We start from the raw sequence: 14886 nt of genomic DNA on the forward strand, positions 1-14886 counted from the left end.
GAAGTTGGACGCAGCCGGAAAGCAGCAAAGGTAAACGCTTCGCTTAAGGCGGAATGAAGAATTGGAAAATGCGGGGAATTCCTTCCCTCATTCACCCGAAGACATTACAGTGCGCCCGTGCGGCCGCCGTCCACGGGCACGCTGGTGCCGTTGATGTAGCCAGCGGCGGGCGAGGCGAGGAAAACCACGGCGGCGGCCACTTCCTCGGCGTGGCCGAAGCGGCGGGCCGGAATGGTTTTCAGCATGTCGGCTTCAATGGCTTCGGCCGACTGGCCGGTTTGGGTCACTTTTTTCTCAATAAGGGAGGTGTGGCGCTGGGTGAGCGTGGCCCCGGGCAACACGTTGTTGACGGTGATACCGGCCGGACCCAGCTCGTTGGCCAAGGTTTTGGCCCAGCTGGCCACCGCCCCGCGAATGGTGTTGCTCACGCCCAGTCCCGCCAGCGGAATCTTCACCGAGGTGCTGATAATGTTGATGATGCGCCCGAAGCCTGCCGCCCGCATGCCCGGCACCACGGCCTGCGCCAGCAGGTGGTTGCACACCACGTGCTGGTTGAAGGCAATGCGCAGGTCATCGACCGAGGCATCCAGTAGCGGGCCGCCGGCCGGGCCACCGGTGTTGTTTATCAGAATGTGGAAGCCCTCGGGGTGCTGGGCCAGGTAGCCCTGCACCACGGTTTCGAGGTGGCTGGGGTCGTCGAAATCAGCCACTAAGTAGTTGTGGCGGGCTTCGGCGGGCGTGGGTAGGGCGGCGGCGACTTCGCGCAGCCGCTCTTCGTTGCGGGCCAGCAGCGTTACGGCACAGCCTTGCTCGGCCAGCAATTGGGCCACGGCCCGGCCAATGCCTTGGGTAGAGCCGCCCACGAGGGCGCGGCGGGAAGTCAACGGAAGGCTCATAGACGATTGATTTTTAGAGTAAGGAACCTAGAGATTCTGCCTTTTTTACTTGGCGGGCGGGGTTAGCAGCACGTAGCCGCCCACCAGCTGCTCGCGGTAGCCGTAGGGCTGGAGCAGCTGGCGCAGGTAGGCGGCGACCGGCTGGTTGCGGAAGGCCGGGTCGATGACGAAAGCGGCGGGGTCGTAGGTGCGCAGAAAGGCCTGCATCTGGGCGGGAGTGGGCGGGGCGGGTGCCAGCGAGTCGGGCCGCATCTGGACGCGCAGCAGGGCGTGCAGCACGGGCTGCTCATCGAGCGACGTAAACAGCTCGGGGCTGACCCGCGACAGGTAGCCGATGGGCAGCTTTTTATTGTGCTGGGTTTGGTAGAACATCTGTTCCGGCTGCATCAGCCCCACTTGTCGGTTACCATCCAGAATGCCCAGGGGAATGGGAATGAGCGAGGTGCCCGGTAGCTGCGCTACCTGCCGAAACACCGGCGGGATGGCCGCTTGCGTCAGGCGCTGGTAGGGCTGCGGCCAGAACTCCAACAGCACAATACCCGCCAGCAGCAAACTGAGCGCCAAGCGCATACCCGGCCGCAAGGCGGTAGCCCACAATGATTCCAGGGCACTGAAGGAAACGATGGGCAGCAGCAGGCCCACCATCAGCACCCAGCGGGTGGGACAGCGGATGTTATTGAAAAACGGGATGAAGTGGATGACGGCCGTGGGCAGGTTCAACCATTCGTGCCCGTAGATGCGCAGCGTGGGCACGGTGAACATCAGGAAAATAATGAGTACCCAGGCCAGCGGCCGGCCGTCGGTGCTCTGCGCGCGCTGGGACGGGGGACGCCGCCGGGCCAGGCGCAACGCCCACAGCACCAGCGCCAGCAGCGGCAGCGCATAGCCAATGAACAGCGTATTTTCGAGCGAGCCCGGCATGTTGAATACCTTGGCGTTGTTATAGAGCCGCGCCGCCCAATCCCAATACACGAACCGACTGGTGGGCGGCGGCATCAGGTAAGCCACCAAATCGCCGGCCCACCAGATGCTGAACTCGGGCAGTCCCGACAGGCGCAGCAGGCGAACCACGATGTGGCCAACCACAAGAATGCCCACCAGCCACGCCCAAGTGCGCCACGCACCCCAGCGGATGCGCCCGATGCGGAACCAGTACCATGCGGCATAGGCCAGCGAAAAATACAGCAGCCCAAACAGCACGTAATAGTCGCTGAGCAGCGTGAGAATTCCCAAAGCGAAGCAGCCGGCCACGGCTCCCCAGCTACGCACCCGGGGCAAAAACCGTCCTTCCTCGAATTCAAACGCCCGGAAAAATAGCAGAATATAAAAGGGAATGGTGGCCGTGAGCTGCAGGTTGAAATGCTGGGTGAGGCGTTGCAGCTTGAAGGGTGAATAAACGAAAATGAACCCCGCCAGCAGGCTCAGAACCGGGCTTTGAACCCAGCGCCGCGCCAGCAGGTAGGCCCCCGCTCCCGAGATGGCGGCGCTGAGGAGCAAGCCCAGATTCACGGCCAGAAATGGATTGTTCAGGCCCAGGTTCAGCAGGCCCAACACGGGCAGGTAGCCGTGCATTATCAGCCCGGTGCCGCGCGGGAAGAATAGCCAGTCGGTCACATACGGGTTGTGCCCGCTGAGCAGGAGCTTGCGAAAATGCCAGGCATCCCAGATGTAGCAGCTGGAATCGCCGCCCGGGATGGCGATAAAAGACGTCCCAAAATTGGCCGCCAGTGGCCAGGTGAAAACCACGAATACCAGGCCGTAGAAAAGAAGCAGAAGTAGCAGGCGCTGCCCGTTTTTCATAATAGACAAGAATGGTGGGCGCCCGGGCCGGATGCCGCCGGATAAGCGGCAAAGATAGCGCCGTCGGTTGGCGGCGAGTAGCTGGCTGCCAGCTCCCAGCCGGCCTATTCGGCCCGGACTCCGCGCTCGGCAGTAGTTTAGTACCCGCAACCAACCCCTCCCGCCCATGATAGCCCGTCCGTTTAATTTCCAGAAGTGGATTGATGAGCACCGCCATTTGCTGAAGCCCCCAGTGGGCAACCAGCAGGTTTTCAAAGACAATAAGGATTTCATTGTGATGGTGGTGGGCGGCCCCAACGCCCGCAAGGACTACCACGTGGATGCCGGCGAGGAGCTGTTCTGGCAAATCGAGGGCACGATGACCGTCAAAATCATCGAAGACGGCAAGCCGGTCGATATCACCATCGGGCCCGGCGAGATGTTTCTGCTGCCGCCCTACGTGCCGCACTCGCCGCGCCGCCCGGCCGGCACCGTGGGCCTGGTGCTGGAGCGCTACCGCACCACCGACGAGCCCGACGGCTTCCAGTGGTACTGCGAAAACTGTGGCCACAAGCTGCACGAGGAGTTTGCCCTCATCACCGACATCGTGGCCCAGCTGCCGCCCATCATGAATGCCTTTTGGGCGAATGATGACCTGCGCACCTGCAAAAACTGCGGCACTTATATGGAAGCGCCTGCGCCGGTAGTGCCAGCTGCTGAATAACAAGAAAGACCGTCATGCAGAGCGCAGCGAAGCATCCTTACCGCGCACCTAAACCCAGTTGATTGGATTACTACTGCGGTAAAGATGCTTCGCTGCGCTCTGCATGACGGCCTTTTTCTCCATCCCTCGCCTTCTCCTGCCCCACCCGCCCCGCCGTGTTGCCCCATCCCCTTAGCATCGACATCCACACCCACATCCTGCCCGAGCGCTGGCCCGACCTGCGCGAACGGTACGGTTATGGCGGCTTCATCCGGCTCGACCACCACAAGCCCTGCTGCGCCCGCATGATGCAGGACGACAAGTTCTTCCGCGAAGTGCAGGATAATTGCTGGGACCCTGCCGTGCGGATGCGCGAGTACGACCAGTTTGGCGTGCAGGTGCAAGTGCTGAGCACGGTGCCCGTGATGTTCAGCTACTGGGCGCAGCCGCTCGATTGCCTGGACCTCAGCCAGCTGCTGAACGACCACATTGCCGACGTGGTGCGGCGCTACCCCACCCGCTTCGTGGGCCTGGGCACCATCCCGATGCAGGCCCCCGACCTGGCCATCCGGGAGTTGGAGCGCTGCATGAAAATCGGGCTGGCCGGCGTGCAGATTGGCTCCCACGTCAACGACTGGAACCTGGATGCGCCGGAGCTTTTCGAAGTATTCGCCGCCGCCGAGGAGCTCGGGGCCTGCGTATTTGTGCATCCCTGGGACATGATGGCCCAGGGGAAAATGCCCAAATACTGGCTGCCCTGGCTGGTAGGAATGCCCGCCGAAAGCACGCTGGCGCTCTGCTCCCTGATATTTGGCGGCGTGCTGGAGCGCCTGCCCAACCTGCGCGTGGCGGTGGCCCACGGCGGCGGCTCGTTCGCCAGCACCATCGGGCGCATCGAGCACGGCTGGCAGGTGCGGCCGGATTTGTGCGCCATCGACAACCCCCACAACCCGCGCAAGTACCTCGGCAAGTTCTGGGTCGACTCGCTGGTGCACGACCCGCTGATGCTGGATTACCTGGTGAAAACGCTGGGGGCCGACAAAATCACGCTCGGCACCGACTACCCGTTTCCGCTGGGCGAGCTGGAGCCGGGCCAGCTCATCAAATCCATGCCGTTTTCGGAAGATATCAAAGCCCGAATGCTGGGTCAGAATGCCCTGGACTGGCTGGGCGCGGCCACGGAGCACCAGCTGCTGGGCCGGGGCCCGGCGGCCAGGTCCGTACTTAAAGCCTAACTTCACGCCCCCTTACCAGGCCATTATGCCCTTTTTCTATCGGATAAGTACGCTGCTTCACCGGCGGCACCGCCTACTCCAAACCACGCTGGCCGTAGCCCTGGCCGCCACCCTGGGCGGCTGCCGCCCCGCGCCGGAAGAGCCCGGGTTTATACTCGATTTTGAGAACCTAAGCGGCTGGCAGCCTGAAGGAACCCCGTGGCTGACCACTGTGCGCGCCCGTTCTGGGCAGCACGCCTGCCTGGCCGATGCCAACTCCGAATTCACAGCGCACTATACCACCTCCGCCGGGCAACTGGGCATGCCCCGGCGGGTGCGCCTCGGGGCGTGGGTGTGGCTACCGAGCAACCGCCTCAAAGCCGGCATCATCCTGCAAGTGAAGCACGGCAGTGAGCAGCGCTTCTGGGGCGTATTGCCCGTCACATCGCCACGGCGCATCCAGCAATGGGAACACGCTCAGTGCGACCTTATTCTGCCAGATGATATTGAGCCCGGCGATGAAGTGAGTTTGTCCGTGTGGCAGACCAGCATCACCCGCGAAGATTTTTACGTGGATGACATCAGCATTGAGAAAATTCGCTAATTCCGGCTTCCTCCTTTTCGCATGACCTCTCCTCTTACCATTGAGCGCCTGCTATCGCCCGTGCGCCGGCCCGGCCAGGCGGCAGCCGCGCGGCTGCTCCGCAACCCGCCGCTGGCGGCGTTGCTCCTGCACCTGGGGCTGCTGGCGGCTGTTTATTCGGCACTCTACTGCTTCGGCTACGTAAACCAACTGCCCAATAATATTTCCCTGCAAAAGTGGGACGTCATCGACCTAATGGCGGTTCGGGACATTGGGTATGCCGACCCCACCCGTGGCTACAATGCGTTCTTTCCGCTCGCGCCGCTGGTGTGGCGCTACGCGCACCTCAACCTGCTGGACGCCGCCGCGCTCAACCTGACGGTGACCACCATCGGGATGTACGTACTGGCGCGCACCCTCAATTTCAACGGCCGGCAAACCCTGCTCATCGCCTCGGCTCCGCTGCTGATGTTTACGATGGTGCCCTACACCGAGGGCTTTTTCTATTTCTTTGGGGCGCTTATGCTGTGTGGTCTGCACCGCGATAAGTTGCCGCTTACCCTGATTGGCTTGCTGGGCTGCTGCCTCACGCGCTCGGCCGGCACCCTCTTCGTGCCGGCCTACCTGTTTGCCGAGCTGCTGGCGTGGGGCAGCCTTAGTTCGGGGCTGCGGCTGGTGCGCAACCTGCTGGCCGGTTTGCTGGCCATTGCCACCAGCATTGGCATCGTGATGCTGATGCAGTGGCAACAGGGCGGCGACCCGTTCGCTTTCTATAACGTGCACGCGCTGTGGGGCCACAAGTTTCGCTTGCCCGTCGAATACCTAAGCTCATCAGCGGGCACTCCGGCCCTATGGCTGGACGCGCTTAGCCTGATGGTCAGCCTGATGGCTTTGGTCAGCTGCGCGGCACTGGGCCTGCGTTGGCTGAAGCAGCGCAGCTCGGCCAGCACAACCGAGCTGCCCGCCTCCAAGGCGGTGCTTTTCGCCCTGGGGTATACCGTGGGTGCCGGGTTCTTCATCGTATTCTACCAGGCCGGCGACTTGGTGGGCCTAAGCCGCTACCTGCTGGCCACGCCATTTTGGGCCGCGCTGCTGGCCTGGGCCTGGCATACCCAGTGGGCCACGCCACGTGTCGTGCTTGCTATTGTGGCCTCGGCGGTGGCCGTAGGCTTGATGGTGGGAATGCCCACGCTCATGGTCAATTTTGCACCGGGCGAGGGGCTGTGGTTCTTCGGGCTGATTGCCCTATACCTCACGGGCTATTGGCTGACCCGTCCCGACCGTTTCCGTTGGTATCGCGAAGTAGCGACCGGCTTGTATTTCCTCAACTTATTCACCCTCTGCTTTCTATTGAACCTGTTCTTCAATACGGTGTGGGTGAACTAGCTTTTGCTGCTATGAATTCCTCCCCCGCCGCCCACCCCGACGCTACTGACCCGCTGGCCGCTTTCCGCCAGGAGTTTCACCTGCCGCCCGGCCCCGATGGCCAGCCCTGCGCCTATTTCTGCGGCAACTCGCTGGGCCTGATGCCCAAAGCCGCCCGCGCCGCCGCCGAGCAGGAGTTTGAAACCTGGGAGCGGCTGGGCGTGGAAGGCCATTTCCACGCGCCTTCGTTCTGGATGCACTTCCACGACACCCTCACCGAGGCTACGGCCCGGCTGGTGGGTGCGCTGCCCATTGAAGTGGTGGTGATGAACAACCTGACCGTGAACCTGCACCTGCTGCTGGTCACGTTTTACCGCCCCACGGCCACGCGCTACAAGATTCTGATGGAAGGCGGCGCGTTCCCGTCGGACCAGTACGCCATTGAAAGCCAAGCCCGACTGCACGGCCTCGACCCCGACGATGCCATTGTGGAGCTGGTGCCCCGCCCCGACGAGCACACGCTGCGCACCGAGGACATTCTGGCCAAAATCGCGGAGTTGGGCGACTCGCTCGCCACCGTACTCATTGGCGGGGTGAACTACTACACCGGACAGGCCTTCGACATGGCCGCCATTGCCCAAGCGGGCCACGCCGTGGGGGCTTACGTGGGCTTCGACCTGGCCCACGCGGCCGGCAACCTCGACCTGCGCCTGCACGACTGGGACGTGGATTTTGCCTGCTGGTGCACGTATAAATACCTGAACTCCGGCCCCGGCGGCACGTCGGGCGTGTTCGTGCACGAGCGGTTTGCCAATCGGCCCGACCTTGTGCGGCTGGCTGGCTGGTGGGGCCACGACGCCTCGGTGCGCTTCCAGATGAAAAAAGGCTTCCGGCCCATGCCCGGCGCGGCTGGCTGGCAGCTCTCCAACGCCCAGATTTTCCCGATGGCCATCCACCGCGCCAGCCTCGACATTGTGGACCGGGCCGGCGGCATGGCCGTGCTGCGCCGCAAGAGCGAGCAGCTCACCGCCCGCCTCGAAAGCATAATTCGGGGCTTGAATCTTTCTACCGATAAGCTCGAAATCATCACGCCCGCCGACCCCGCCCAGCGCGGCTGCCAGCTCTCGGTGCTGGTGCACGAGCGCGGGCGCGAATTGTTCGATTTCCTGGCCGCCCAGGGTATCATCGCCGACTGGCGCGAGCCCAATGTTATCCGCCTGGCACCCGTGCCGCTCTATAATTCGTTTGAGGACGTGGAGCGGGTGGGCGAAGCGCTTACCCAATGGGTGAATGAGCGAATGGGTGAATGAGCAAATGTTTTTCTCGTATACCCCATAAAATAACTCATTCGCTCATTCACCTATTCACCCATTGAAAATGGAAGATTACGCCGCCAAGATGCTGCTCAAGACCGACGCGGCCCTGCGCGAATACGTGACCGGCCATGTCCAGTACCGCGAGGCCGCCGTGCTCGCCGCCCTCGATGAGCTGCGCCGTCGGGGCCAGCCCGCCGCCGAAGAAGCCGCCCTGCGCCCCGGCCTCGAAGCCGGGGCCGCCGCCCAGCGCACCATTGACGAAGCCGCCGAAGCCGCGCTCGACAGGCCCCGGCCGGTTGAAACCCTTGATGCTACTGAGCCCGACGAAACCGCGCCCGCGCTGTATTCGCCGGTGACCATTGTGTTGTTTTCCATCCCGTTCACGCTGCTGGCGGGCGGTGTGTTGCTGGGCATCAACCTATGGCGGCTCGACCGCAAGCGGGCGCTGCTGAGCCTGGTGGTTTTCATCTTGGCCTACCTGCTGGCCGGTATAATTGCCCTGAGCTGGGCGCTGCCCCGCTTCGGCTTGAGGCTGTGGTACGGGCCACTGTTCAACCTGCCCGCTATTCTGGCTTACGTGCTGTGGTTCTGGCCGCGCTACGTGGGGCAGTCGGTTTACCGTAGCCGCAGTTGGCTACCGCCGCTGCTGGTGTGCTTTGTGCTGGCCTACGGAATCCAGTACTTCCAATCGTATATGCTGAAGCAGCAGCCCAAGGAAGTGCAGCAGGAGCTTGAGCGCATGATGCCGAAACAGTAAGGCCAACCCTCATCGGCGGCCCCGCCCGTAGTGCGTGGCCGTGCGCTACCGGCGTTTCTTATGGCTCTCTCACCGCTGCCCCTGCCCCGGGCCGAATTATTGTTCGAACCCACTTTTCTACCGGCCGCTGAGGCTGAGGCATTGCTCACGCAGCTCACCGCCGAAGTGGCCTGGGAGCAGCGGGCCATTCGCATTTTCGGGCAGGAAATTCCGCAGCCGCGCCTTACCGCCTGGTACGGCGATGCCGAAGCCCGCTACACCTACTCCGGCCTGGCCTGGGAGCCGCGCCCCTGGCTGCCCGCCCTGCAAGCGCTACGCCAGCGCCTCGAAGCCGCCACCGAGGCCCGCTTCAACAGCGTGCTGCTGAACCTGTACCGCGACGGCCGCGACAGCATGGGCTGGCACGCCGACGATGAGCCCGAGCTCGGCCCCGCGCCCGTCATCGCCTCGCTCAGTCTGGGGGCTACGCGCCACTTCCGGCTGCGCCCGCGTGCTGGGCTGGCCTACGCCCCCTTTGGCCTCGACCTGCCCAGCGGCAGCCTGCTGCTCATGCGCGGCCCCACCCAGCAGCACTGGCAGCACGCCCTGCCCAAAACGGCCCGGCCCATCGGCCCGCGCCTCAACCTCACCTTTCGGTGGGTGGCGGGAGCGGCCGGCTAGTAGCGAATGCCGGGGTGGCCGTGCAGGTGCGGGCAGTAGCCGTCGCCCACCTCGTATTCGCCCACCCGAAAAACCGGAGTGGTAATGAGCTGAATGATTTTTGCCCCGCCAGCCAGGGCGGCAGCCGGAGGTTTCTCTACGGTGAGGGGTGAAGCGGGCAGGGCGGTGAGCGCGGGCGCAAGCCGGCGGACAGTGGCGGAACGGGGCATAAATAGGGCGAATAATAGCGGTGAGAAGCGCTGGTTACCTCAACCGTATTCAGCTACCTGAAGCTGCGGCAGCCGGACCTTTACAAGGAGCGTACCAGCCTGACCGCCAAGCGCCACCGTAGCCGGAAGCCGCTACTCAATGCCCATAAAAAAGCCCCAACCAGAAACTGGCCGGGGCTTTCCATCAGCAATGTTTTTTTCTACTTGATGTCGAACAGCAGCCCGAAATAGCCGATGCGGCCGTAGCTGGGCGCACCGTACACCTGCAGGTTGGCGGTGTCGAAAAGGTTGGTGACGCCGGCTTGCAGCGTGGTGTGCAGCGCCTTGAGGGTGTAGCCCAGTTGGGCATCCACGGTCTGGGCTGTGGGCACGGTGCCGGTGGCGAAGGTCGACTCGTAGAGGAAGCTCTCGACCCAGCGGTAGTTCACGTTATAGCTCAGAGCGCGGTTCAGCAGCTGGCCGTCGAGGCCGAAGTTGAACTTGTTCTTCGGCGTGTTGAAGAACGACTGCGTGCCGGCCTTGAAGTCTTTCGTGATGAGGTCGTTGTAGCTGTAGTTACCGTTCACGGTGAGGCCCGGGGCGAAGGCGTAGCTCAGCGTGATGCCCGCGCCCTGGCTCTGCACGCGCTGGTCCACATTGGCCGCAATCTGGAGCACGCGGGTGTTGTTGGCCGCGCCGTTGAGGAGCACCGGGCTCTGGAAGCTGACGCTGCCGCCGCTGGCTATTTGGGTGGCAGTGGGCCGGCTGCCATCCACGTTGCCGATGAAGTTCTGGGTGGCAATGAAGTTATTGTACACGTTGTAGAAGTAGTCGATGTCCACGTACAGCTTCTTCACCAGCTGGGCGCGGTAGCCTACTTCGTAGCTGTTCACTTCTTCCAGCTTGAGCGCCGGACCGTTGTATTCGTAGGCAGCCAGCTCCGAAGCCCGGGCGGGTGTTAGAATAGCCGGGTCAGCGGCTACGCGGCTGCCCAGCGCGGGCGTGTAGCCCTGGAAGCCGCCGCGCACGTTGCCCAGCAGGAAGGCACGGCCCACGTCGAGCTTGATGTACTGGTCGTTCTGGGTAGGTGCCCGGAAAGCGCGGCTGAAGCTGGCGCGGAAGTTCTGGAGCTTATCGGCCCCCAGCGAGTACACCACCGAAGCCCGGGGCGAAAATGCAGTGCCAAAGTTCTGGAACCGGTCGACGCGGCCGGCGGCGGCCAGCTTCAGGTGGTCGTCGAGCAGGGTTTTGGTGGCCTGGGCGTAGGCGCCGTACTCGTAGTTGTGGATGCGGTCGCCGCCCTTGGTATCCTCAAACAGGCTGCCATCTGAGCCCAGCAGGTACTGGCGGTAGGCCGCGCCCACGGTCAGGTCGGCAATGTTGTTGTTGAACGTGTACTGCCCGCTGCCCTCATTGAGAACGGAGCGAATAACCAGCAATGCGCCCTGGCCAGGCGTCGGGTCGTGGATAATCTTGTCGCGGGCATCATTAAACTCCTTGCTGCCCGGCTGCAACAAGGTAGCCGCCGCCCCGGAAGCCGCATTTGCCACCGGCAGGCCCGCTGCCAGGCCGCCCAGGTAGGTGGCCACGTAGCGCTGGCCGTAGGTGGTGGTAGTAGCCCCGGGCACCACCTGGTTTTGCAGAAAGCCGCCCAGGAAACCGAGGTTGTAGGAGCCATCGGCCTGCGCCCCTGTGCCGCCCGCGAAATCGCGCGTTGTGAAGCCGCGCACAAACCAGTTGCGGCCCTCCACCTGCACCCGGGCCTGATGTGCGCCCCCATTCACGAACCGGTAGCGGCTGGCGCTCTGGTAAGTAGTGGTGGCATTGGTGTACTTGTAATCGGCCGTGGCCTTAATGCTGTTGGTGAGCAGCACCGACAAGCTGGGGGCTACCTTATAGGAGTGCGTTTTGTTGTCGCCGGCCACCAGGTCGGCTTCCGAGAAGCCGGGCAGGAACAATGTTTTGCCGCGCAGCTCAGTTGGCGTCGGAATGGGCTGGCCCTGCGCGTTCTGGTAGGGCTGGCGCGTGGCCGGGTTCACCAGCACGTTGGCAAACACGTAGCCCGTGTTCACATCGCCGTAGCGGCTCACCGCATCGTAGCCAGCGACCGAACCCGGCTGGTTGTTGGCCGGCTCAATCACGGCCGAAGTCGCGTCCTGGTTATTGGCAATAAAATCGGTGGCCACCGTGGCTCCACCCGAGATTTTAAACGCCACCCGCTCGCCGATTTTGGTGGCGTAGCGCAGCTGGCCGTCCAGCAGGTCGCGGTTGCCGCCGCGCAGGCGCACCGTCAGGCCGGGGTCTTTGAAGGGGTCTTTCGAGTTGGTGAGTAGCACGCCGTTGAAGGCGTTGGCCCCGTAGAGGGCCGAGGCCGGGCCGTGCACAATCTCCACGCTGGCCACGTCCAATACCGGCGCACCCAGCAGGTTGCCGAAGTAGCTGCTCAGGCTGGGCACCTGCGTGTCCATGTAGTCCGAGAGCTGAATAACCCGCTCCGAGCGCGAGGAATTGAAGCCCCGCGTGCTGAAGCTGGTGGTGAGCAAGCTGGAGCTGCTCACATCGATGCCCTTGAAGCGGCCGAGGCCGGCCACCAAATCGGGAGTCGTAATCTGTTCCACCTGGCGCTGGTTGAGCTTTTCCACCGTCACCGGCACCTGGCCGATGCTTTCCTCCACGCGGGAGGCCGCCACTACCACCTGGTCGAGCACGGCGCTGGGCCGTAGCGTTACCACTAGCGCATTGTCGGGCTGGGCCAGGGTGAGCACCTGCGTCTCATAGCCCACAAACGAGATGGATAGCACCTGCGGGCCCTTAGAAAAATCCGCTTTTATCTGAAACTGGCCTTCCTCGTTGGTGCTACCGCCATTGTAGGTGCCTTTGAAGAAAATAGTGGCCCCCGGCAGGGGCATGCCGGCCTCCGTTTGCACGGTGCCGCTGATGGTTTGAGGAACCTGCGCCCAGCTGTTCAACGCCAGCATCAGGCATAGGATAAGAAAGAAGTAACGTTGCTGCATTATTCGGGAATTTTTAAAAATAGTATGCAAACCTACTACTTTTTCCCGATATAGGCCTTGGCAGCCGCTTATGCTCTCACTGCAATAGCCAAGTTATTTTCCCTGAATAATAAATAGTTAGTATCTGATATCGGGATGGCCGGTCAGTTGCGGGTCACTCTCCTCGCCCACTAGGTAGCTACCCACCTGCAGCATGGCACTGATGGGGGCCAACGGTGCTGCCAGGGGTTGTGCGCGCCGCCACGCCGCCATGCTGGGCGCATAGCGGGCATCGGCCGACAGCGGCCATACCCGCAACGCAGCCCGGGCCCGAACTGCCCGACGCCGCCACCGCACATACCCTGCCCGTTTGTACCGAAATCGAAAATGTGTCATAGCCAAAGTTGTTTTAGTTCTAATTCGTCAAAGGTCCGCCAAGGGTTGCCTAGCTGGCTAATTTTACGACCAATTATAATTTTTAGACGATGAATGCAATTGATAGCCCGTCGGGTTTTTCGGGCTTTACTGGCTAAGCGCACGGGCCGTAGTAGCTTCGCCGCTGCTTCCTGCCCACCCGTATTCAAGCTCCTCTCTCCAATGGCCACCCCCACCCCTTCCCACCCCACCACCGAACGCCTCACCGTGATGGGGGCCGGGCTGGTGGGCTCCCTGTTATCGCTGTACCTGGCCCATCGCGGGCACGCCGTAGAAGTATTTGAGCGGCGCGGCGACCCGCGCCGGGCCGGTTTCCAGGAGGGCCGCTCCATCAACCTAGCGCTGTCGGACCGGGGCTGGAAGGCGCTGGGCGGCGTGGGCGTGGCCAACGACATCCGCCAAGTAGGCATTCCGATGAGTGGCCGCGTGATGCACGACGTGCACGGCAACCTCACCCGCCAACCCTATGGGCACGACGGGCAGGCCATCTACTCCGTGAACCGGGGCCATCTCAACCGCCGCCTGCTCGACCTGGCCGAGGCCCAGACCGGCGTGACGCTGCATTTCGGCCAGCAGTGCACCGGCATCGACCTCAAAACCAAGGAATTGCACCTGCGCGACACCGCCACCCAGCAGGAGCACCACGAACCCTACACCCGTCTGTTTGGCACTGACGGGGCCTTTTCGGCCGTGCGCAGCGCCTTGCAGCGCACCGACCGGTTCGACTATTCGCAGGACTTCCTCGACTACGGCTACAAGGAGCTGACCATTGCCGCCGGGCCGGGCGGCGCGTGGCAGCTGGAGAAAAACGCCCTGCACATCTGGCCGCGCGGGCAGTACCTGATGATTGCGCTGCCCAACCTCGACGGCTCCTTCAACGCCACCCTGTTTTTCCCCTTTGAAGGCCCCGAGAGCTTCGCCGCCCTGCAAACGCCGGCCGACGTCACAGCCTTTTTCGACCGCGTGTTTCCTGACGCTGTGCCCCTTATGCCGGCCCTCACGGAGGAGTTTTTCGCGCACCCCACCGGCTCGTTGCTCACCGTGAAGTGTTTCCCGTGGAAGCACGGCGACGACGTGCTGCTGCTCGGCGATGCGGCGCATGCCATCGTGCCCTTCTACGGCCAGGGCATGAACGCCGGCTTTGAAGACTGCACGGTGCTCAATGCGCTATTCGACCAGCACGGCGACTCGGCCTGGGACGTCATTTTCGCCGAGTTTCAGGCCCAGCGCAAGCCCAACAATGACGCCATGGCCGACCTGGCCCTGTACAACTTCGTAGAGATGCGCGACCGCGTGGCCGACCCCAAGTTCCTTCTGCAAAAGAAAATTGAGGCGAAAATCTCGGCCCAGTTTCCCGGCCAGTGGGTGCCGCTGTATTCGCAGGTCACCTTCTCCGACACGCCCTACGCCGAGGCCTGGGCCGCCGGGCAGCGCCAGGATGCCATCATGGCCCGCCTCATGCCCCACATTCAGGCCGAGGCCGACTATGACCAGCCGGAAGTGCAGGCGCTGGTGCAGCAGGAAATGGCGGCCCGTCATTAACATAGCCCGTCATGCTTCGCTGCGCTCTGCATGACAGTTCAAATCCTTAATCCACCCCATTCATCAACAACCAACTAGCGCAGGGCCAGCTCGCTGCTGTCAAGCGGCAGCAGGGTATCGGTCTGGTGCTGGCACAGCACCGCGTAGACGTCGCGCTGGCTGGGAGCCAGTACGCGCCGCACGGCCTGCCGGTATTGTTGAAGGGCTTCGGCGGTGTCGGCGGCAGTCACGGCCAGCGACAGGGCCTCGAACTTGGCAACGGTGTAGGCTTGCACGGCGTGTTGCTGGGCATTATTGAGCACTAATGCATCGGCGAGAAAACTGCTCACACGCCGGGCTTCGTATAGCTGCCCCGAGAAGCTTGGGGCGGGCATTTCATTGCGGGCTTCGGCTTGCGCCATTGTGAGCGGCTTGGGGTGGCCGGCGGCCCGAGCCCCCACAATGCTCATCCAACC

13 protein-coding genes are annotated in these 14886 nt (G+C 63.0%); 8 read left to right on the top strand and 5 right to left on the bottom strand.

Annotated elements, in window-relative coordinates:
- Window positions 1-104: 104 nt before the first annotated feature.
- Both ACYU70_RS19800 and ACYU70_RS19805 read right to left on the bottom strand, forming a co-directional pair.
- The gene (locus ACYU70_RS19800) at window positions 105-896 is read right to left on the bottom strand and encodes an SDR family oxidoreductase (RefSeq protein WP_342300735.1); all 792 of its coding nucleotides are present in this window, start codon (window positions 894-896) and stop codon (window positions 105-107) included.
- Window positions 897-941: 45 nt separating this feature from the next.
- Window positions 942-2696 (bottom strand): glycosyltransferase family protein, encoded by a 1755-nt coding sequence (locus tag ACYU70_RS19805; protein WP_342300733.1) that lies wholly within the window; start codon window positions 2694-2696, stop codon window positions 942-944.
- Between the two features lie 166 nt (window positions 2697-2862).
- Here ACYU70_RS19805 and ACYU70_RS19810 point away from each other — a divergent pair, with 166 nt between their 5' ends.
- The 7 genes from ACYU70_RS19810 (at window position 2863) to ACYU70_RS19840 (ending at window position 9273) form a co-directional block, all read left to right on the top strand.
- Window positions 2863-3399 carry a 3-hydroxyanthranilate 3,4-dioxygenase gene (locus ACYU70_RS19810; protein WP_342300731.1) on the top strand — a complete coding sequence of 179 codons (537 nt, stop codon included), beginning with the start codon at window positions 2863-2865 and terminating at the stop codon, window positions 3397-3399.
- Window positions 3400-3554: 155 nt separating this feature from the next.
- Window positions 3555-4613 carry an amidohydrolase family protein gene (locus ACYU70_RS19815; protein WP_342300729.1) on the top strand — a complete coding sequence of 353 codons (1059 nt, stop codon included), beginning with the start codon at window positions 3555-3557 and terminating at the stop codon, window positions 4611-4613.
- A 25-nt stretch (window positions 4614-4638) separates the two neighbouring features.
- A complete protein-coding gene (locus tag ACYU70_RS19820; protein WP_342300727.1) occupies window positions 4639-5196 on the top strand; it encodes a hypothetical protein in 558 nt (185 codons plus the stop codon).
- Between the two features lie 21 nt (window positions 5197-5217).
- Window positions 5218-6561, top strand: a complete 1344-nt coding sequence (locus tag ACYU70_RS19825) for a hypothetical protein (protein ID WP_342300726.1) — start codon at window positions 5218-5220, stop codon at window positions 6559-6561.
- An 11-nt stretch (window positions 6562-6572) separates the two neighbouring features.
- On the top strand, window positions 6573-7850 hold the full coding sequence (gene kynU / locus ACYU70_RS19830) for a kynureninase (RefSeq protein WP_460616085.1): 1278 nt from the start codon (window positions 6573-6575) through the stop codon (window positions 7848-7850).
- 67 nt (window positions 7851-7917) lie between these two features.
- Window positions 7918-8613 (top strand): hypothetical protein, encoded by a 696-nt coding sequence (locus ACYU70_RS19835; RefSeq protein WP_342296181.1) that lies wholly within the window; start codon window positions 7918-7920, stop codon window positions 8611-8613.
- 60 nt (window positions 8614-8673) lie between these two features.
- A complete protein-coding gene (locus ACYU70_RS19840; protein ID WP_342296180.1) occupies window positions 8674-9273 on the top strand; it encodes an alpha-ketoglutarate-dependent dioxygenase AlkB family protein in 600 nt (199 codons plus the stop codon).
- Here ACYU70_RS19840 and ACYU70_RS19845 read toward each other — a convergent pair.
- Together ACYU70_RS19845 and ACYU70_RS19850 are read right to left on the bottom strand one after the other, a co-directional pair.
- Window positions 9270-9482, bottom strand: a complete 213-nt coding sequence (locus tag ACYU70_RS19845; protein WP_342296178.1) for a hypothetical protein — start codon at window positions 9480-9482, stop codon at window positions 9270-9272. The two genes, ACYU70_RS19840 and ACYU70_RS19845, sit on opposite strands and share 4 nt — an antisense overlap.
- A gap of 200 nt (window positions 9483-9682) precedes the next feature.
- Window positions 9683-12475: a TonB-dependent receptor gene (locus ACYU70_RS19850; RefSeq protein ID WP_342296176.1), complete on the bottom strand. Its 2793-nt coding sequence runs from the start codon at window positions 12473-12475 to the stop codon at window positions 9683-9685.
- 576 nt (window positions 12476-13051) lie between these two features.
- Here ACYU70_RS19850 and ACYU70_RS19855 point away from each other — a divergent pair.
- Window positions 13052-14431 (top strand): FAD-dependent oxidoreductase, encoded by a 1380-nt coding sequence (locus ACYU70_RS19855; RefSeq protein ID WP_342296174.1) that lies wholly within the window; start codon window positions 13052-13054, stop codon window positions 14429-14431.
- A 74-nt stretch (window positions 14432-14505) separates the two neighbouring features.
- Here the strand turns inward: ACYU70_RS19855 and ACYU70_RS19860 are convergent, their stop codons facing one another.
- The gene (locus tag ACYU70_RS19860) at window positions 14506-14832 is read right to left on the bottom strand and encodes a hypothetical protein (protein ID WP_460616086.1); all 327 of its coding nucleotides are present in this window, start codon (window positions 14830-14832) and stop codon (window positions 14506-14508) included.
- Between the last annotated feature and the right edge of the window lie 54 nt (window positions 14833-14886).

Source organism: Hymenobacter segetis, from assembly GCF_054776495.1.